Genomic DNA, 16,430 nt, shown 5'->3' on the forward strand with positions numbered 1-16,430 from the left:
ATTTCAGGGCACTCTCTTAACACCCGGTGGAGCCCGGAAGCCAACAAAATAGACCATGTGGTCAGGTTTTACGCCACTCGGGCCGGTGTTCCGGGACTCTGGTACGGCAATTGCACTTTCCCTGTGAGTACGCAAAACCTCTATTCCAAACACAGCGAGGAACACCTCCATGAAAGCAAAACAGCAAAAGCCCGGCCTGTTCAGGGGGCTGTCAAAAGCCGTCACTCTGGCAGGCGCCTTGGCCGCGAGCACCTTAGCCCAGGCTGACACCAACATTCGGTTTACCCTGGACTGGCGTTTTGAAGGGCCCTCTGCGCCTTTCCTGATGGCTCTCGATAAGGGCTATTTCAAGAGTGAGGGGCTCAACGTCACCATTGATGCCGGCAATGGCTCGGCAGGTGCGGTTACCCGCGTAGCCACCAACGCCTACGACATGGGCTTTGCCGACTTCAGCGCGCTGACAGAAACCACCTCCAAAAACCCGGAAACCGGTGTAACCGCCGTTTATATGGTCTACAACACCATGCCTGCAGCGGTGTTTGCCCTGAAAGAATCCGGCATTGAAAAACCCGAAGACCTGGCAGGCAAGACTCTGGGCGCCCCCGTGTTCGATGGCGGCCGCAAAGCCTGGCCGTCGTTTGCCCGGCATAACAACCTGGCCGTGGACTCCGTTGAGTGGCAATCAGCCGATCCTGCCATCCGGGAAACCCTGCTGGCCCGGGGTGAGGTAGACGCCATTACCGGTTTCTACTTCACCAGCCTGCTGAACCTAGAAGCCCGCGGCGTTGCGCCGGACAACATCGTGGCGCTGAAATACCCGGATTACGGAGTGGAGTTCTACGGCAACACCATCATTGCCCAGGATGCCTTGCTCGAACAGAACCCGGAGGCGGTCAAAGGGTTTCTGAGAGCCTTCAACAAAGCCCTGAAAGAAACCATCGAAGATCCTGAAACCGCGATTACCTATGTAAAAAAACGGGATGGCCTGATCAAACAGGACCTGGAGCTGCGCCGCCTTAAACTGGCCATGGACAACCACGTGATCACCGAAGAAACCCGCGCGGAAGGTCTGGGCGCCATCACCGAAGCGCGCATGGAGCGGGCCGTGGCGGACATGGTGGCCTCCTATAACCTGGAACCGTCAGACCAACTCACGCAGTTGTTCGACAGCAGCTACCTGCCATCACAGGCAGAGCGCTCGATCGATTGACGCACCTGTGCCCGGGTACCGCGCACCCGGGCTCCCTGGCCTACCGGAGTACCAGATGAACCTTGTCGAGTTTGAGAATGTAAGCATGCGTTACGGAGAGGATGGCCCGCTGGCGATCGAAAACATCTCCCTGAGCGTGAAAGAAAATGAGTTTGTGGCGGTGGTGGGCCCTTCGGGCTGTGGCAAGTCCACCCTGATGAAGCTGGTCACCGGGCTTGCGCCACCGAGCGATGGCTATGTCTATCTGGGGGGCAAGCAAGTGGCGGGCCCGCAGAAGGGTGTTGGCATGGCGTTCCAGGCCTCCAACCTGCTGCCGTGGCGCACGACCCTTGAAAACGTGCTGCTGCCACTTGAGATAGTGGCGGAGTACCGCCACAAGTTCCGCCGGGAAAAAACACAGTTCGAAGAACTGGGGCGCGCCCTGCTCAAGCGGGTTGGCCTTGCCGGCTGCGAACACAAATATCCCTGGGAGCTGTCCGGCGGCATGCAGCAGCGCGCGTCTATTTGCCGCGCACTGATCCACCGCCCCTCACTGCTGATGCTTGATGAACCGTTCGGCGCACTGGATGCCTTCACCCGTGAGGAACTCTGGTGCATGGTGCGGGATTTATGGCAGGAAGAGCCCTTCACGGTGGTTCTGGTGACCCACGACCTCCGCGAAGCGGTCTTTCTTGCCGATACCGTCTACGTAATGAGCAAGGGCCCGGGCCGGATACTGGTGCGCAAGCCAGTCGACCTGCCCCGGCCCAGAGAGCTGTCCGTCACCTACACCGACCCCTTTGCCGACCTGGTGTTTGAATTACGTGACCACATTGGCCGAATCCGGGAGGGATCCTGATGACCCTGGCTCAACGAAAACGCCTGTTGATGAAAGCCTCCCCCTGGCTGCTGCTTGTGTTCCTGGTACTGTTCTGGGAGCTGGTTTGCTTTGCTTTCCAGATTCCCGACTACCTGTTCCCGGCCCCCACCGAAATCTGGCGTTCCTGGCTGGAATACCGACCACAGATCATTGAGCATGCCACCCAGACCCTGTTCACCACCGTTGTCGGATTCGCCCTTGCCGTGGCATTTGGACTGGTTTTGGGCATGCTGGTGGGCTCCTCGCCGGTGATCTACAAAGCGGTCTATCCTTTGATGGTGGGTTTCAACAGCATCCCGAAAGTGGCCTTCGTGCCAGTGCTGGTGGTCTGGTTCGGTATCGGCACGGTACCCGCCATTCTTACTGCGTTTCTGATCTCCTTCTTCCCGGTGGTGGTGAATATGGCCACCGGCCTGGCGACGCTGGAGCCGGAGCTGCAGGACGTTATGCGTTCGCTCGGCGCCAGTCGCATCGACATTCTGAAGAAAGTCGCTCTGCCCCGCTCCATGCCTTACTTCTTCGCTTCACTCAAGGTTGCGATTACCCTGGCCTTTGTCGGCTCGGTCATCTCCGAGACGGTGGCATCGAACGTTGGCATCGGGTACCTGATGCTGTCGGCGAGCTCCACCATGGATATGGGTCTGGTATTTGCCGGCCTGGTGGTGATCGGCGTCATGGGCGTGGTGATGTACGAACTCTTCGCACTGGTCGAGCGCCGGATGACCGGTTGGGCCACGCGCGGTTCCGACCCTGCGTTCTGAAACACACCCGCCAGTCAGCCAATAAAGAGCCCCATTGATCGGGGCTCTTTTGTCAGTGTCTGATCAGAATCGTTACTTCGGCAGTGTTGCTCCGACGCCTTCCACGAACCAGTTCATACCCGCCAGTTCCTGTTCGGTCATAGTCACCCCATCCGCCACTTTAAGCTCGCCGGCCTGGTCTTTCAAAGGACCGGTAAATGGATGCAGCTCACCGGCGCTAATGGCGTCAATCACCTGGTTCACAGCAGCCGACTGGTCCTCGCTCAGGCGGTCGCTCAGGCCGATAATCTGGATCATATCTTCGTCAATACCGCCCCAATGGTCCTCCGGCACCCAGGTGTCGTCCATGACTTTCTGCACCTGGTCCACGTAATAAGGACCCCAGTTGTTGGCGACCGATAACAGATGCGCCTCTTTACCAAATTCCCGCATATCAGATGCCTGCCCGACACCCCAGTTACCCCGGCGCAAGGCGGACATCAACGGCGCCGGGCTGTCGGTGTGCTGAATAACCACATCCGCGCCTTGATCCATCATGGCGTTAGCGGCATCCGCCTCTTTGGCCGGATCAAACCAGGTGTTGGCCCAGACTACCTTGATCTCGATGTCCGGGTTCACCGACTTGGCCCCCAGATAAACCGCGTTGATATCGCGAATGACTTCCGGAATCGGGAACGAGGCAATGTAACCCAGCACATTCGACTCGGTTACCAATCCGGCTGCCACTCCCGTTACATAACGCCCCTCGTAGGTCTTGGACAGATAGGTACCAACGTTGTCCGCCTGCTTGTAGCCGGTGGCATGCATGAAGGTGATATCCGGGAACTGTTCGGCAACCCGAATAGTCGGGTTCATAAAACCGAATGATGTGGTAAAGATAACGTCGTTGCCGGCTTGGGCAAGCATGCGAATAGTGCGCTCGGCGTCGGCACCTTCAGCTACGTTTTCCACATAGGTCGTCTCAACCTGGTCACCAAAGTGTGCCTCAACGGCTTTGCGGCCCAGATCATGCTGGTAACTCCAGCCGTGATCGCCAATGGGGCCAACATAGACAAATCCGATCTTCATCGGATCTTCTGCCATGACGGAAGATGACAGGGTCAGTGCAATGGCGGCTGCCAGACTGCGTTTCATGCTCATGCATCGTTCTCCTGAACCATTCTGAAGTTGTGTTGCACCGCCCTAAGCGGGTAACAACTTCAGATGGAGCAAAAAGCTGGCCAATTGTTCAGGTTTTTCAATGCATTGTTTTTAATGAACTTTCTATTTCTGCTTTACCAGAACTCAAAAAAGGCGGCACTATAGTGGTGCGCAATACTCGTACGCAATGCCACACCGACAGGCAAACGCCGGGGCAACCATCACCAGCGATCCTGCTCCTCCTTGTCTGCCTTCTCCTGCTCCGCCTTGCGCTCCCGAATCTTCTCCAGCTTTTCTTTGGGAATCTTCATATTGGCGCTATCACGCAAAAACAGCAGGCTGCCCAACACCAATGCGAATGCACCGAAAAGAAATAGCCAGCCAATTAACGGCATAACCAGTCTCCTTCAATTTCTGCCTTGCCAAACAGTACCACAGCCGGTAAAGGCGTGCTCCCGTCCCCGTTTCCGCTATAATGCCGGGCCCGCTTACCTGAAACCCGGAGTGCTCCATCCATCATGCGCCAGACCATCGACCTGACTGTTGAAAGCTCCGGGCTTGCGGTAGATGCGCTTGCAGGCGCCTCGGGCCTGCCCAAGCAGCGCATCAAGGATGCCATGGCCAAGGGCGCGTGCTGGTGGACACAGAAGGGAAAGCAGGTGCGTTTACGCAAGGCCAAGCGGGAACTGAAACCCGGCACCCGTATTCAGCTGTTCTACGATGATCAGGTGTTGGCGCGTAAGCCGGAAACACCGACGCTGCTGGAGAACAAAGGTCGTTACAGTGTCTGGTTCAAGCCCCACGGGCTGTTATCACAAGGGTCTCAATGGGGCGACCACTGTAGCCTTCTGCGCCTGGCGGAAATTGAACTGAATGCACCCTGCTTTCTGGTACACCGCCTGGATGCTGACGCTGCAGGCCTGATGCTGATTGCCCATGATGGCAAGGCCGCGGCGGCACTTTCAGAATTGTTTGCCGGGCGCGCCATGACCAAGATCTACCGGGCGCGGGTCGCCGGCAACCTGATGGCAGATGATCTTCGCCTCGACACGCCACTGGATGGCAAGGACTCAATCAGCCGCGTGACGACACTGAGCCGGGATGAGGAATCAGACACAACGGAGGTGCAGGTACGAATCGAAACCGGACGTAAACATCAGATCCGACGCCATCTGGCCGGCATTGGCCACCCGATTGTGGGAGACCGGCTGTATGGCGCGGCATCTGCGGGTGGCCTGCAACTCACCGCCGTTGAATTGGCTTTCCAATGTCCTGTTACCCGGAAAGCACAGGTATTCAGGCTTCCGGAACAGCGACCATAAACAAATAAGGCCAGCGTCTCGGCTGGCCTTATTCATAAGCGATGATGGACGCTCAGGCGTTGTAAAAATCCCGATACCAGTCCACGAAGTTAGCAATGCCCTCTTCCACCGCAGTAGACGGCTTGTACCCCACATCGTTGATCAAGTCGTCGACATTGGCATAGGTGGCCGGCACGTCACCCGGTTGCAAGGGCAGCAGGTTCTTCTCGGCTTTCTTGCCCACCCGCTCCTCAATGATCTCGATAAAACGGGACAGCTCCACCGGGTTATTACTGCCGATGTTGTAGATGCGGTAAGGCCCCTTACTGGTGCCCGGATCCGGCTGGGCCCCGCTCCAGTCCTGGTTCGGCTGGGCTACGTTGTCCAGGGTACGGATAACGCCTTCGACGATATCGTCGATGTAGGTGAAGTCCCGCTTGTGGTGGCCGTGGTTGAACACATCGATGGGCTCACCGGCCAGTATCTTTTTGGTAAAGATAAACAGCGCCATATCCGGCCGGCCCCAGGGGCCGTAAACGGTAAAGAAGCGCAGCCCAGTGGTGGGCAGGTTGTACAGATGGCTGTAAGTATGGGCCATCAGCTCGTTGGCTTTCTTGGACGCCGCGTACAGGCTCAGCGGGTGATCCACGTTATCGTGCACGGAGAATGGCATAGTCTCATTGGCCCCATACACGGAGCTGCTGGAGGCATACACCAGGTGCTTGACCTCGTTATGGCGACAACCCTCAAGGATGTTCATAAAGCCGACCAGATTGGCATCCACATAGGCATGGGGGTTCTCCAGTGAATACCGGACTCCGGCCTGGGCTGCCAGGTGCACTACCCGCTCGGGCTTGTGTTCACGAAAAACCGCTTCCATGGCCTCGCGGTCGGCCACGTCCTGGCGTACTTCGGTGAAACCGGGCTTGTTCTGCAGCCGGGCCAGGCGTGCTTCCTTGAGATTGACGTCGTAATAGTCGTTGACGTTGTCCACGCCAATCACTTCATCGCCACGATCGAGCAAACGGTGAGCAAGATGCGAGCCGATAAAGCCGGCGGTTCCCGTAACGAGGATTTTCAAGATCTGTTCTCCATGAAAAATGGCGCCCGAAGGCGCCTTTTACTGTCCTGGTCAGAACGCCACGCCGACACTGGCGAAGGGTCCGGACATTTCCACATCCAGTTTGTCATCATCGTCTTCATAGTCGATAGACATCTGGCGGTAACCGGCCCTCAGCTGCAGCATGGCGAATTCGTACTGGCCATAAGCGTTGAAGTCGTGCAGGGAGTCGCCACTGTAGCTGATGACGTTGCCTTCAGCACCTACGGACACGCCGGTGAACGGCAGGTCGAAACGGGCAGCGAGGTAGCCCATGGGGACGACGGCGTCGACGGAGGTTTTGCTGATGTTGGCTATGTTGGCTTGGTCCCTAACAACGAGCTCCCCGTCAAAATTACGGGCAGTCAGGCCCAGGTCGAGATTCACCCAGTTATCAAGCACTTCGTAGTACAGGGTGACATCGAACTGATCAATATCGAGATCAGATTTAACATCCGTGTTAACAATACCGTCGAATTCTTCCGGCCCAATCTCACCACGCCCACTCTGGGAAATACTGGTGTAATTCAACCGCACGTTTGGCAGCACCGGGATCGGATGTTCGAAAAACGCTGTGAAGTTCGCGTTGCTGTCGCTGTCGAGGTTGAGATCCTTTTCAATATCAACGGCCGAGTCCTTGTTGACCACTTCGCCGGAGAAGTCGGAATCCCAGTAGCTAACGTTGGCGCCAACGCCCAATACATCAGCATTGGCCAGTGGCGCGGCCAGGGCCAGTGAGCCACCTACAACAATCATCAGTTTACGCATAACGCACCCGTTTTTGTGGTTGTATTGCCCGGTCAGTCAAACTTTATGCCGAGACGACGACCGACCTCTTCATAGGTTTCGATCACTTCGCCAAGGCCCTGGCGGAAGCGATCCTTGTCCATCTTCTTGCGGGTTTCCTTGTCCCAGATGCGGCAGCCATCGGGGCTGAATTCGTCACCCAGAACGATCTGGCCACCACTGCGGCCGAATTCCAGCTTATAGTCCACCAGCAGCATGCCGGCGTCGTCAAACAGTTTTTTCAGTACGTCGTTGACCTTATAGGTCAGCTCTTTCATCCGAGCCAGCTCATCGGCCTTGGCCCAGCCGAAGCTGACGGCCAGGGATTCGTTCACCATCGGATCGTGCAGCGCGTCGTTTTTCAGAAAGAGCTCAAAGGTGGGCGGGTTCAGCTCCTGGCCCTCTTCCACGCCAAGGCGACGGCACAGACTGCCCGCAGACACGTTGCGCACCACACACTCAACCGGGATCATCTCGAGCTTCTTGACCAGGGACTCGGTATCCGACAGCAGCCCTTCGAAGTGGGTAGGTACGCCGGCCGCTTCCAGCTTTTCCATGATGAAGGCATTGAACTTGTTGTTCACCATGCCCTTGCGGTTCAGCTGTTCTTTTTTCTCTCCGTCAAAAGCAGAGGTATCGTCGCGGAACACCAGAACAAACCGTTCGGGGTCGTCCGTGCGGTAAACCGATTTTGCCTTGCCGGCATAAAGCTCTTCGCGCTTTTCCATTACTTTCTCCAAACGGCCGGTGGCCTCGGCCACCCCGTTAATCAATACAGATGTTCAAAGAGTTGGGTGAGCAGATCTGCTGAACTGCGTTCACCCTCGTAGCTGTCCTGCTGCTCGGCGGTAACGCTCATAGCGTCCGCGCTCTGCTGAATTCGAACTGTGTGGGTGTGAACCGGCTTTTCGGCATCGCTGAACCACGAGAACCAGCCCGGGCTGCGTTCGTCTTCCGTGCGGAAATCCACCTGCAACCAGCCTTCGCTCCGGTTCAGATCCAGTACCGGCAGCCCCATTTCCTCCAGGGAACGATTGACCTCTGCCCAGGTACGGCCGAAGTCCAGCTCTACCCGAATGGCAACCGCTTCTTCCTGTTCAGACTGCAAGCGTACCAATGGCTTGGAGACCATGCCCGAGGCCGCCCGCGAGAAGGATTTGTTGTCCTCACGCTGTTTGAGGAAATCCCCCAGCTCCGTCAGCAGCGCCCGCTGGTGTTGCTCGGAGGTTGCATCGGCACCGGTGTCACTGTCCCAGGGCATGAGTTCTTCCGGGGCTTGCGCCAGCTCCAGAATACGCACGCGGATTTCGGTGGTTTTACGACGGATGCCAGGGGCCAGGCGGGCCTGCATCACCACTTTGGGTTCTGTTGCGGTCGGATTATCAGCGAGCCCCAGCAGCGTTCGGCTGCGCTTGCTGAAGTTCGCCAGTTCACTCTGGAGAATCCCCAGTTGCGGGCTGTCATGGGCAATGCCCAGGCCGCTTTCATTCATCCAGGCACTGACCACAGGCCAGAGTCGTCCTGGCACCTCATTGACCAACAACCAGATGCGGCCGTCCAACTCTTCAATCACATAGTTTTCATCCAGAATCTCGGATGTCATATCTGGCGGACGGGGAATCGACGACGGGTAAAGATTGCGGGAATCGGCGGTGTTGATAGCCCGTATCGGCATGGTCTCGCTCAGCCTAGAGCTGTCGAGACCTTCAGGCACCTGAATCGGCTCGCCTTCCGGCGCGTTGACATAGCCTTCGGAACGATCATCGATCAGGCTGCAACCGGCCAGGGCACTGGCAAGCACCAGCGCCGAAACAGGTCGAACGAACAAAACGGTTTTCTTACGGGCTCTTGCAGGAACCTGCATCGGGTTACTCCGGTTAACGGTAACGGTGGCCTCAGAGAACACCTGAGGCCTTGAGCGCGTCTTCCACCTCGCCGTGGAACTTTTCACTGAGCGGCGTCAGTGGCAGACGAATGCCCTCACCAATCATGCCCATGCGGTACAGCGCCCATTTTACCGGAATCGGGTTGGCTTCCAGGAACAGCTTGCGATTAAGCGGCATCAAAAGCTCATTCAAGCGGCGGGTTTCCTCTTCGTTGCCCGCAATGGCCACTTCACAGAGCTGGGCCATGGCTTTCGGAGCGACGTTGGCCGTTACCGAAACATTACCTTTCGCGCCCGCCAGCATCAGATCCGCCGCCGTGGCGTCGTCACCGGAATACACCGCAAGGCGGCCACCCAGGGCTTCGATCAGCTCGGCGCCACGGGGAATGTTCCCGGTCGCGTCCTTGATACCAACGATATTGGGAATATCGGCCAGGCGTACGACCGTCTCATTCAGCATATCGCAGGCAGTGCGGCCCGGTACGTTGTAGAGAATCTGGTTCATGCCCGGTACCGCTTCCGCGATGGCCTTGAAGTGCTGATACAGGCCTTCCTGGGTCGGCTTGTTGTAGTACGGCACTACAAGCAGACAGGCATCGGCACCGAGTTTGTGGGCTTCGGTGGTCAATTCGATGGCTTCGCGCGTACTGTTACCACCGGTACCTGCAATAACGGGAATCCGGCCGTTTACACGTTTTATGATGTGCCCGATCGTCCGGATATGTTCCTCCGGATCCAGGGTTGCGGATTCGCCAGTGGTGCCCACAGCAACAATGCCATGGGTGCCGTTTTCGATATGAAAGTCCACCAGCTTGTCCAGATCCTCCCAATGAATATCACCGTTTGGATGCATGGGCGTGACCAGCGCGACAAGGCTACCCGTAATCATAAAAGCTCCGTCCGAATAAAACCGATATGGTAATGTTGGGCTCGAACTGACACAAGGGAATTAAAGGAGATGTCATGTCATCCGTAGCATTGAATCAACCCGTGCCAGAATTTCAGGCTGAGGCCACTGGCGACCAGACCGTTCGCCTGAGCGACCTGAAAGGCCGGAACATCGTTATTTATTTCTATCCGAAAGACAATACACCGGGCTGCACCACCGAGGGCCAGGACTTCCGGGACAGAATGGAGGCCTTCGTTGCCGAGGACACCGAGATTTTCGGCGTCTCGCGGGATGGCCTGAAAGCCCATGAAAACTTCCGGGCCAAACACGGGTTTCCGTTCCACCTGATTTCCGACAAGGACGAGTCCCTGTGCAAGCTGTTCGACGTTATCAAGCTCAAGAAGCTGTATGGCAAGGAGCACCTTGGCATTGAACGCAGCACCTTCCTGATCGACAAGGAAGGCGTGCTGCGCAGGGAATGGCGCGGCGTCAAGGTCAAAGGGCACGCCGACGATGTGCTGGAAGCCGTCAAGGCCCTTTAACGCCCTATTCCGCAATGGCTGGTGGCGGAGGCGACTCCTTCACCGGCCAGGCCGCGAAAACCGCTTTCAACATCGTCGCCAGTGGAATCGCAAAAAACACGCCCCACAAGCCCCAGATTCCGCCAAAGAACAACACGGCAACAATAATCGCCACCGGGTGCAAGTTGTTCACTTCCGAGAACAGAATCGGTACCAGGACATTGCCATCAAGCGCCTGAATAATGCCGTAGATGACCATGACCCAGATAAAATGGCTGCCCCAGCCGAACGCAAACAGGCCGATCACTGCCACCGGAATGGTGACCACCGCAGCGCCAATGTAGGGAATCACCACGCTCAGCCCCACCAACAGGGAAAGCAATGCCGCATAGGGCATGCCGAGAAACTTGAAGGCGACATAGGTGACGCCACCCACTATCAGGATCTCCACCGCCTTGCCACGGACATAGTTGGCACACTGCAGGTTAACCTCGTGCCAGATGCGAACCATCATCGGCCGCTGCGGCGGCAGCAGGCGGGCGAAAGAGTTCACCAGAACCCGGCGGTCTTTCAGGAAAAAAAACACCAGGATAGGCACCAGAACCATGTAGATCAGCAAGGCCACAAGATCCGGAATGCTGGACAGCGAGAAGGACACCAGCCATTGAGTCAGGTGCCCTACTTCCGCCGAGATCTGCTGGTACATGGTGTTCACAGATTCGACTGAGACCAGATGGGGGTACTGTTCCGGCAAAACCTCAAGATAGGACTGGAGCTCCCGGATAATCCGGGGCGCTTCGCCGGCAAGGGTACTCAGCTGGGTCCAGATCAACGGCAACAGGCCGAAGATAAAACCCACCAGCACGCCCAGGAACACCACAAACACACCTATCACGGCGATCAGCTCAGGCACACCCATCCGGTTCAGTTTCGACACCAGGCCCTGTAGAATGAACGCGACAATCAGGGAAGCGATGGCCGGCGCCAGCATGGCCCCGAACCAGATGATAAAGACGGTGCCAGTCACCAGCAGCAAAAACAGGATGACGGCTTCTTCGTCTGAAAAATATTTGTGGGCTAGACCGCGTAGAATTCTGACCATGAATAACTCCGGAAATTAACCGCCGCACTTTATCACGAAACGATATTCCCCATTACTCTCCGATTGGCTGACAAGCGTATGGGCCGACAATGCCAGCCAGGCAGGTATGTCCCTCAGTGAGCCGGTATCCGTGGCAACAACCACCAATTCCTCCCCGGGGGTCATGGAATTGAGTTCCAGCTTGGTTTTCAGCAGCGGCATGGGACAACGCAGCCCGCTGGCATCCAGGGTTCTGTCAGCCATAATCAGCATTTACCATTACGTTTCATACAGTAACCAGGCAGGCATTATGCCGCTGGTGTTACTCTATTGCATCACAAGAGTTGGTAATACTCCGGAGAACTTGCCGGCTGCCGCCTTGTCAAACGGGCAACATGAATTCGAGGCACTCTCAGACATATGAAGTACCAGCAAGAAGGCCAACACCGCTGCTCCTGGGCCCTGATCGTTTTTCTGGCCCTCACCATGGCGGTCATCAGCCCGGCCACACGCGCGCAGTCGTCAGACCTGCCAAGCATCGGTGGTAGCGGCGGCCTGATTTCCGGACAGATGGAAGCCGATATTGGCCAACAGGTTATGGCCTCCATTCGCCGCTCCGCCCCGCAACTGCAGGACCCACTGGTTTATGACTACCTGAGCGCGATTATCTATCGCCTGGTGCCATCTGCACCGCTGGACAACCGCGACCTGAAACTGGTTCTGATTGACAGCCCGGCCATCAACGCCTTCGCCGTACCCGGCGGTGTCGTGGGCGTGAATGGGGGCCTTTTCCTCAATGCGGCAACCGAACAACAGTTTGCCTCGGTCCTGGCCCACGAACTGGCCCACCTCAGCCAGCGCCACTTTGCCCGCAGAATGCAGCAACAGGAAACCAGCGCTCCGCTGACGCTGGCAGGCATGATCGCCGGTATCGTGCTATCTGCAGTTACCCAGTCAGACATTGGCATTGCCGCCATTGCCGGCACCCAGGCCATGGCGGTACAGAACATGCTGGCCTACAGCCGCTCTCACGAACAGGAAGCCGACCGGGTTGGCATGGACATCCTGGCCAGTGCCGGCATGGACCCGAGAGGCATGCCCGAGATGTTCGAAATCATGATGCGCCAGAACCGCCTGCAGGGTAATCGCCTGCCGGAATACCTTTCCACTCATCCTCTGACCCAGAACCGGGTTGCCGACACCCGAAACCGGGCCGAGCAGTACCCTGATACCCGGGTGCAGGATGGCCAGGAATACCACCTGGTGCGCAGTCGCCTGCAGGTGCACTACAGCGAATCACCGGAAACAGCGATAGAAACCTTCGAGGCTTACCTGGCCCGGGAAGACGCCCAGCGTAACGATGCCATTCGCTACGGCCTGGCGGTGGCTTATCAGGAAAGCCAGCGCTACGAACAGGCCGAACAGTTAATGCGGGAATTACTGAAAGCCAACCCCGGGCGCATCACGTTCCAGGTATCACTGGCGGAGGTACTGATCAGCCAGAAACGGTATGAAGACGCCAGAGCGCTTATGCAGGAGGCACTGGCGCGCAATCCCGGCAACTATCCAATAACCTCCACGCTGGCGGCCATAGAGATTGCCGATGGTAACGGGGCCGCCGCTGCCGACTACCTGAGGGAACTGACTCGCCGCCTGCCCAGCCAGGAGCAGCTATGGTTGAGACTGGCCGAAGCCGAAGGTATGGCTCGGAATATTGTCGGGGTGCACCGGGCGAGAGCGGAATACGACGTACTGATGGGCGATCTGAAATCAGCACAGCGGCAATTGCGCCAGGCCCAGGAAAAACTGCCGGCCGGCTCCGCCGAACGTCAGGTGGTCAGCGAGCGCCTTGGAGAGCTGACCAACCGGCTTCAGGCGCGCGAAGCCGGTTAGGAATAACCACGGAACCTTCAGGCGTTGCCGGCAGCTTTGAGGTTCATGTTGGCGGTAAAGTCCAGCATGCGGCGCAGCGGGCGCAGCGCGTCTTCTCGCAGCGCGTCATCCACATGCACTTCCTGGTCGCCATGCTCAAGCACGTGCAGCAGATTCTCCAGACCGTTCATGGCCATCCAGGGACAATGGGCACAGCTTCGGCAGGTTGCGCCGTTGCCCGCGGTGGGCGCTTCAATCAACGTTTTGTTGGGCGCCAGCTGTTGCATCTTGTAGAAAATGCCGTTGTCGGTTGCAACGATAAACTCTTCGTTCGGAAGCGTTTGCACCGCATGAATCAGTTGCGAGGTTGAACCGACCACATCCGCCATCTGTACCACCGCATCGGGTGACTCCGGGTGCACCAGGATTGCTGCATCCGGGTACAGAGCCTTGAGGTCTTCCAGGCCACGGTACTTGAATTCCTCGTGCACAATGCAGGAGCCGTCCCACAGCAGAACGTCTGCGCCTGTGGTTTTCTGTACATAGCCGCCCAGGTGTTTGTCTGGCGCCCACAGGATTTTTTCACCTTTGGCGTCCAGATGCTCAACAATGGCCTGGGCGCAACTGGAGGTGACCACCCAATCGGCCCGGGCTTTCACCGCAGCCGAGGTGTTGGCATAAACCACGACGGTGCGATCCGGGTGCTGATCACAGAACTCGGAGAACTCGTCGGCCGGGCAACCAACATCAAGCGAGCAAGTCGCCTCCAGAGTCGGCATCAGAACCTTTTTCTCCGGATTCAGAATCTTTGCCGTCTCTCCCATAAAACGAACGCCGGCAACGACAACGGTGGATGCCGGGTGCTGGTTACCGAAGCGCGCCATTTCCAGGGAATCCGCCACACAACCACCGGTCTCTTCTGCCAGCCGCTGGATGTCCGGATCGGTGTAATAATGCGCAACCAGAACGGCATCCTTCTCCTTCAGAGCCACCTTGATCCTGGCCTCGAGATCAGCTTTCTCTGAGGCACTCAGGGGCTTGGGCTCAGCCTGATGAGCGAGATGTTCCTGAACCAGAATGCGGTCTTGCGCTTTAGTCATCACTTATTCTCTGATTGACGTTAACGGCCGGAGTATATCACTTCTGCCTTTGGTTTCATGATCCTGCAATGTGGGTATGCCATCTTGCAGGATAGCGTCCGTCCTGTGGGTATAGGTGGGTTCTTGCAGGCAAAAAAAAAGAGCCTTTCGGCTCTTTTTTCCGCAAACCCCGTAGTGACGGCTTGCCTTGTTGGTGGGTCGTGAAGGATTCGAACCTTCGACCAATTGGTTAAAAGCCAACTGCTCTACCAACTGAGCTAACGACCCCTAACTGGCTGTGCTGGCTTTTCATCCAGCGAACACGCGGCCAAAACCTCGCGCTCTGAATTTGGTGGGTCGTGAAGGATTCGAACCTTCGACCAATTGGTTAAAAGCCAACTGCTCTACCAACTGAGCTAACGACCCAAACGAGGCGCACATATTACTGATATTTTTTTGGTGATCAACCCCTTTTTTTCACGGTCGACCAACTTTTTTCACTCACCGCTCAAGATCCGTGCAAGTTGACCAGATACCGATCAACCCTGGGCGGAATCCAGATACTTCTGCGCCAACTCTGCCGCTCCTGAATTCGGGTACTGCTCAACCACCGAGCTCATCCGGCGCCGCGCTTCGTCTTTTTCGCCCAGACGATCCAGGGTCACCCCCAGCTTGTACACAGCGTCCGGTGCCTTGCGATGATCACTATAGCGCGTCGCAACAATGGTAAAAGCCTGACGGGCCTGCTCCAGCTGAGGTTTCGCCAGATAGACTTCACCAAGCCAGTAATAGGCATTAACGGTGAGGTCGCCCTCGGGGTAGGTATCCACAAACTCGTACAGGCGGGTTATCGCCGTGTCGTAGTCTTTCTTGTTGCGGATAAGGTCGATAATGTCGTTATAGGTTTTCTGCTCTTCCGGTTCCGGCGAGCGATACACCCGGGCAGGCTTCAGTCTTCCACTGTCTGCTGAAGCTCCCGCTGCAGTCGGCTGCTGTGCAGCACTGGCCCCGGACTCGACGGCCTTGGACAGCTCCAGTATCCGCTGATCCAGATCCACATAGCGGTCCCTGCCCTGCTGTTGCAGGCGACTGATCTGGTGCTGCTGTTCTTCAACCTGGCCCCGCAGGTCTCTCACTTCGCGCTGCAGTTGCTGAATCATGTAGAACAGCTCTGCCGTGGCCTGGTTGTTGCCGGCCTTACGCTGGGCCTCGGAGCTGTTGTTCTGGAATGCGGGTGTGGACGACTGTGCATGGGTGACTCCCGCCAGGCCAAGGCCCAGCGGGATCAGCACGGCCGCCATGAGGTGTTTTCTCATGGATACGTCCGTCTAGGTCGGTTTTACTGGAATACCAGCTCTACGCGACGGTTCTGTGCCCAGGCACTTTCAGTGGAACCACGCACGGCCGGCTTTTCTTCACCATAGCTTACGGTTTCAATCTGGCCACGGGAAGCGCCGTTTACGATCAGGAAGCGCTGTACGGCATTCGCGCGGCGCTCACCCAGAGCCAGGTTGTATTCCTTGGTACCACGTTCATCGGCGTGACCTTCCAGGCGTACTTGCTGACGCGGGTTATTAGCCAGGTAGCGAGCGTGGGCAACCAATACATCACGGGCGTCCGGCTTGATTTCGGACGTATCGAAATCGAAGTAGAAGGTGGTGATGTCACGCAGGGCTTCCTGCTCGGCTTGCTCCTGAGCGGCCCGGCGCTCGTCATCAGTCAGCTCGGAGGCGGAAACGCCGGAGCCATCCGCACCACCGTAAACGGTAGAACCGCCATCCTGATCAATCGCGGCCACGTCAGAACCGTAAGCACCCTCTTCCATGTTCTCACCGGTGGAGCTACAACCAGCAACCAGGCCGGCGGACAGGAGCATGGCAAACGCTTTTGTAGAGAAAGACATCTTCATCACGTTATTTCCTCTTTTCAGGTCTTCGTTGAATTAAT

18 protein-coding genes and 2 tRNA genes are annotated in these 16,430 nt (G+C 57.1%); 6 read left to right on the top strand and 14 right to left on the bottom strand.

Features of this window, described 5'->3' with window-relative positions; all coding sequences use genetic code 11:
- Positions 1 to 169: 169 nt before the first annotated feature.
- The 3 genes from JIF53_RS18340 to JIF53_RS18350 are packed head-to-tail and all read left to right on the top strand — an operon-like array spanning position 170 to position 2,830.
- A complete protein-coding gene (locus JIF53_RS18340) occupies positions 170 to 1,210 on the top strand; it encodes an ABC transporter substrate-binding protein (protein ID WP_199453912.1) in 1,041 nt (346 codons plus the stop codon).
- Between the two features lie 55 nt (positions 1,211 to 1,265).
- Positions 1,266 to 2,048 (top strand): ABC transporter ATP-binding protein, encoded by a 783-nt coding sequence (locus JIF53_RS18345; protein ID WP_153740002.1) that lies wholly within the window; start codon positions 1,266 to 1,268, stop codon positions 2,046 to 2,048.
- Positions 2,048 to 2,830, top strand: coding sequence for an ABC transporter permease (locus JIF53_RS18350; protein WP_199453914.1), 783 nt, complete (start codon positions 2,048 to 2,050; stop codon positions 2,828 to 2,830). Before JIF53_RS18345 ends, JIF53_RS18350 begins: the two co-directional genes overlap by 1 nt.
- A gap of 72 nt (positions 2,831 to 2,902) precedes the next feature.
- On the opposite strand, the gene JIF53_RS18355 is transcribed toward JIF53_RS18350, so the two are convergent.
- Together JIF53_RS18355 and JIF53_RS18360 are read right to left on the bottom strand one after the other, a co-directional pair.
- Positions 2,903 to 3,970: a BMP family ABC transporter substrate-binding protein gene (locus tag JIF53_RS18355; RefSeq protein ID WP_153740004.1), complete on the bottom strand. Its 1,068-nt coding sequence runs from the start codon at positions 3,968 to 3,970 to the stop codon at positions 2,903 to 2,905.
- A 221-nt stretch (positions 3,971 to 4,191) separates the two neighbouring features.
- Positions 4,192 to 4,365 carry a DUF2897 family protein gene (locus tag JIF53_RS18360; protein ID WP_153740005.1) on the bottom strand — a complete coding sequence of 58 codons (174 nt, stop codon included), beginning with the start codon at positions 4,363 to 4,365 and terminating at the stop codon, positions 4,192 to 4,194.
- 123 nt (positions 4,366 to 4,488) lie between these two features.
- On the opposite strand from JIF53_RS18360, the gene JIF53_RS18365 reads away from it, so the two are divergent.
- Entirely contained in the window at positions 4,489 to 5,292 is an 804-nt protein-coding gene (locus JIF53_RS18365; RefSeq protein ID WP_153740006.1) for an RluA family pseudouridine synthase, read from the top strand.
- Between the two features lie 52 nt (positions 5,293 to 5,344).
- Here the strand turns inward: JIF53_RS18365 and JIF53_RS18370 are convergent, their stop codons facing one another.
- The 5 genes from JIF53_RS18370 to dapA are packed head-to-tail and all read right to left on the bottom strand — an operon-like array spanning position 5,345 to position 9,930.
- Positions 5,345 to 6,352: an NAD-dependent epimerase gene (locus JIF53_RS18370; protein WP_199453916.1), complete on the bottom strand. Its 1,008-nt coding sequence runs from the start codon at positions 6,350 to 6,352 to the stop codon at positions 5,345 to 5,347.
- A 51-nt stretch (positions 6,353 to 6,403) separates the two neighbouring features.
- On the bottom strand, positions 6,404 to 7,138 hold the full coding sequence (locus JIF53_RS18375; protein ID WP_199453918.1) for a TIGR04219 family outer membrane beta-barrel protein: 735 nt from the start codon (positions 7,136 to 7,138) through the stop codon (positions 6,404 to 6,406).
- A gap of 32 nt (positions 7,139 to 7,170) precedes the next feature.
- Positions 7,171 to 7,884: a phosphoribosylaminoimidazolesuccinocarboxamide synthase gene (gene purC / locus JIF53_RS18380; RefSeq protein ID WP_031210967.1), complete on the bottom strand. Its 714-nt coding sequence runs from the start codon at positions 7,882 to 7,884 to the stop codon at positions 7,171 to 7,173.
- 41 nt (positions 7,885 to 7,925) lie between these two features.
- Positions 7,926 to 9,020 carry an outer membrane protein assembly factor BamC gene (bamC, locus tag JIF53_RS18385; RefSeq protein ID WP_199453920.1) on the bottom strand — a complete coding sequence of 365 codons (1,095 nt, stop codon included), beginning with the start codon at positions 9,018 to 9,020 and terminating at the stop codon, positions 7,926 to 7,928.
- A gap of 31 nt (positions 9,021 to 9,051) precedes the next feature.
- The gene (dapA, locus tag JIF53_RS18390) at positions 9,052 to 9,930 is read right to left on the bottom strand and encodes a 4-hydroxy-tetrahydrodipicolinate synthase (protein WP_199453922.1); all 879 of its coding nucleotides are present in this window, start codon (positions 9,928 to 9,930) and stop codon (positions 9,052 to 9,054) included.
- Between the two features lie 74 nt (positions 9,931 to 10,004).
- Between dapA and JIF53_RS18395 the strand changes: the two genes are divergently transcribed.
- Positions 10,005 to 10,472: a peroxiredoxin gene (locus JIF53_RS18395; RefSeq protein ID WP_199453923.1), complete on the top strand. Its 468-nt coding sequence runs from the start codon at positions 10,005 to 10,007 to the stop codon at positions 10,470 to 10,472.
- 4 nt (positions 10,473 to 10,476) lie between these two features.
- Here the strand turns inward: JIF53_RS18395 and JIF53_RS18400 are convergent, their stop codons facing one another.
- Both JIF53_RS18400 and JIF53_RS18405 read right to left on the bottom strand, forming a co-directional pair.
- Positions 10,477 to 11,553, bottom strand: a complete 1,077-nt coding sequence (locus JIF53_RS18400) for an AI-2E family transporter (RefSeq protein WP_022991089.1) — start codon at positions 11,551 to 11,553, stop codon at positions 10,477 to 10,479.
- Positions 11,554 to 11,568: 15 nt separating this feature from the next.
- Positions 11,569 to 11,796, bottom strand: a complete 228-nt coding sequence (locus JIF53_RS18405; protein WP_011785177.1) for a sulfurtransferase TusA family protein — start codon at positions 11,794 to 11,796, stop codon at positions 11,569 to 11,571.
- 156 nt (positions 11,797 to 11,952) lie between these two features.
- Between JIF53_RS18405 and JIF53_RS18410 the strand changes: the two genes are divergently transcribed.
- Entirely contained in the window at positions 11,953 to 13,425 is a 1,473-nt protein-coding gene (locus JIF53_RS18410; RefSeq protein ID WP_199453925.1) for a M48 family metalloprotease, read from the top strand.
- A 17-nt stretch (positions 13,426 to 13,442) separates the two neighbouring features.
- Here the strand turns inward: JIF53_RS18410 and nadA are convergent, their stop codons facing one another.
- From nadA to pal, 5 genes are all read right to left on the bottom strand, one after another.
- Complete coding sequence (gene nadA / locus JIF53_RS18415; RefSeq protein WP_121206718.1) at positions 13,443 to 14,504, bottom strand: quinolinate synthase NadA; 1,062 nt, start codon at positions 14,502 to 14,504, stop codon at positions 13,443 to 13,445.
- 191 nt (positions 14,505 to 14,695) lie between these two features.
- Positions 14,696 to 14,771, bottom strand: a tRNA-Lys gene (locus tag JIF53_RS18420).
- Positions 14,772 to 14,833: 62 nt separating this feature from the next.
- A tRNA-Lys gene (locus tag JIF53_RS18425) sits at positions 14,834 to 14,909 on the bottom strand.
- 113 nt (positions 14,910 to 15,022) lie between these two features.
- Complete coding sequence (gene ybgF, locus JIF53_RS18430; protein WP_199453927.1) at positions 15,023 to 15,799, bottom strand: tol-pal system protein YbgF; 777 nt, start codon at positions 15,797 to 15,799, stop codon at positions 15,023 to 15,025.
- 23 nt (positions 15,800 to 15,822) lie between these two features.
- A complete protein-coding gene (pal, locus tag JIF53_RS18435; protein WP_199453987.1) occupies positions 15,823 to 16,392 on the bottom strand; it encodes a peptidoglycan-associated lipoprotein Pal in 570 nt (189 codons plus the stop codon).
- Positions 16,393 to 16,430 lie beyond the last annotated feature (38 nt).

The sequence above is a fragment of the Marinobacter sp. bablab_jr008 genome (genome assembly GCF_016464145.1).
GTDB lineage: Bacteria > Pseudomonadota > Gammaproteobacteria > Pseudomonadales > Oleiphilaceae > Marinobacter > Marinobacter nauticus.

Coding starts and splice junctions, on each gene's coding strand:
- purC (WP_031210967.1), bottom strand. CDS start 7,884: ATGGAAAAGCGCGAAGAGCTTTATGCCGGCAAGGCAAAATCGGTTTAC.
- dapA (WP_199453922.1), bottom strand. CDS start 9,930: ATGATTACGGGTAGCCTTGTCGCGCTGGTCACGCCCATGCATCCAAAC.
- ybgF (WP_199453927.1), bottom strand. CDS start 15,799: ATGAGAAAACACCTCATGGCGGCCGTGCTGATCCCGCTGGGCCTTGGC.
- JIF53_RS18375 (WP_199453918.1), bottom strand. CDS start 7,138: ATGCGTAAACTGATGATTGTTGTAGGTGGCTCACTGGCCCTGGCCGCG.
- JIF53_RS18395 (WP_199453923.1), top strand. CDS start 10,005: ATGTCATCCGTAGCATTGAATCAACCCGTGCCAGAATTTCAGGCTGAG.
- pal (WP_199453987.1), bottom strand. CDS start 16,392: ATGAAGATGTCTTTCTCTACAAAAGCGTTTGCCATGCTCCTGTCCGCC.
- JIF53_RS18360 (WP_153740005.1), bottom strand. CDS start 4,365: ATGCCGTTAATTGGCTGGCTATTTCTTTTCGGTGCATTCGCATTGGTG.
- JIF53_RS18340 (WP_199453912.1), top strand. CDS start 170: ATGAAAGCAAAACAGCAAAAGCCCGGCCTGTTCAGGGGGCTGTCAAAA.
- JIF53_RS18345 (WP_153740002.1), top strand. CDS start 1,266: ATGAACCTTGTCGAGTTTGAGAATGTAAGCATGCGTTACGGAGAGGAT.
- nadA (WP_121206718.1), bottom strand. CDS start 14,504: ATGACTAAAGCGCAAGACCGCATTCTGGTTCAGGAACATCTCGCTCAT.
- JIF53_RS18355 (WP_153740004.1), bottom strand. CDS start 3,970: ATGAGCATGAAACGCAGTCTGGCAGCCGCCATTGCACTGACCCTGTCA.
- JIF53_RS18350 (WP_199453914.1), top strand. CDS start 2,048: ATGACCCTGGCTCAACGAAAACGCCTGTTGATGAAAGCCTCCCCCTGG.
- JIF53_RS18410 (WP_199453925.1), top strand. CDS start 11,953: ATGAAGTACCAGCAAGAAGGCCAACACCGCTGCTCCTGGGCCCTGATC.
- JIF53_RS18365 (WP_153740006.1), top strand. CDS start 4,489: ATGCGCCAGACCATCGACCTGACTGTTGAAAGCTCCGGGCTTGCGGTA.
- JIF53_RS18400 (WP_022991089.1), bottom strand. CDS start 11,553: ATGGTCAGAATTCTACGCGGTCTAGCCCACAAATATTTTTCAGACGAA.
- bamC (WP_199453920.1), bottom strand. CDS start 9,020: ATGCAGGTTCCTGCAAGAGCCCGTAAGAAAACCGTTTTGTTCGTTCGA.
- JIF53_RS18405 (WP_011785177.1), bottom strand. CDS start 11,796: ATGGCTGACAGAACCCTGGATGCCAGCGGGCTGCGTTGTCCCATGCCG.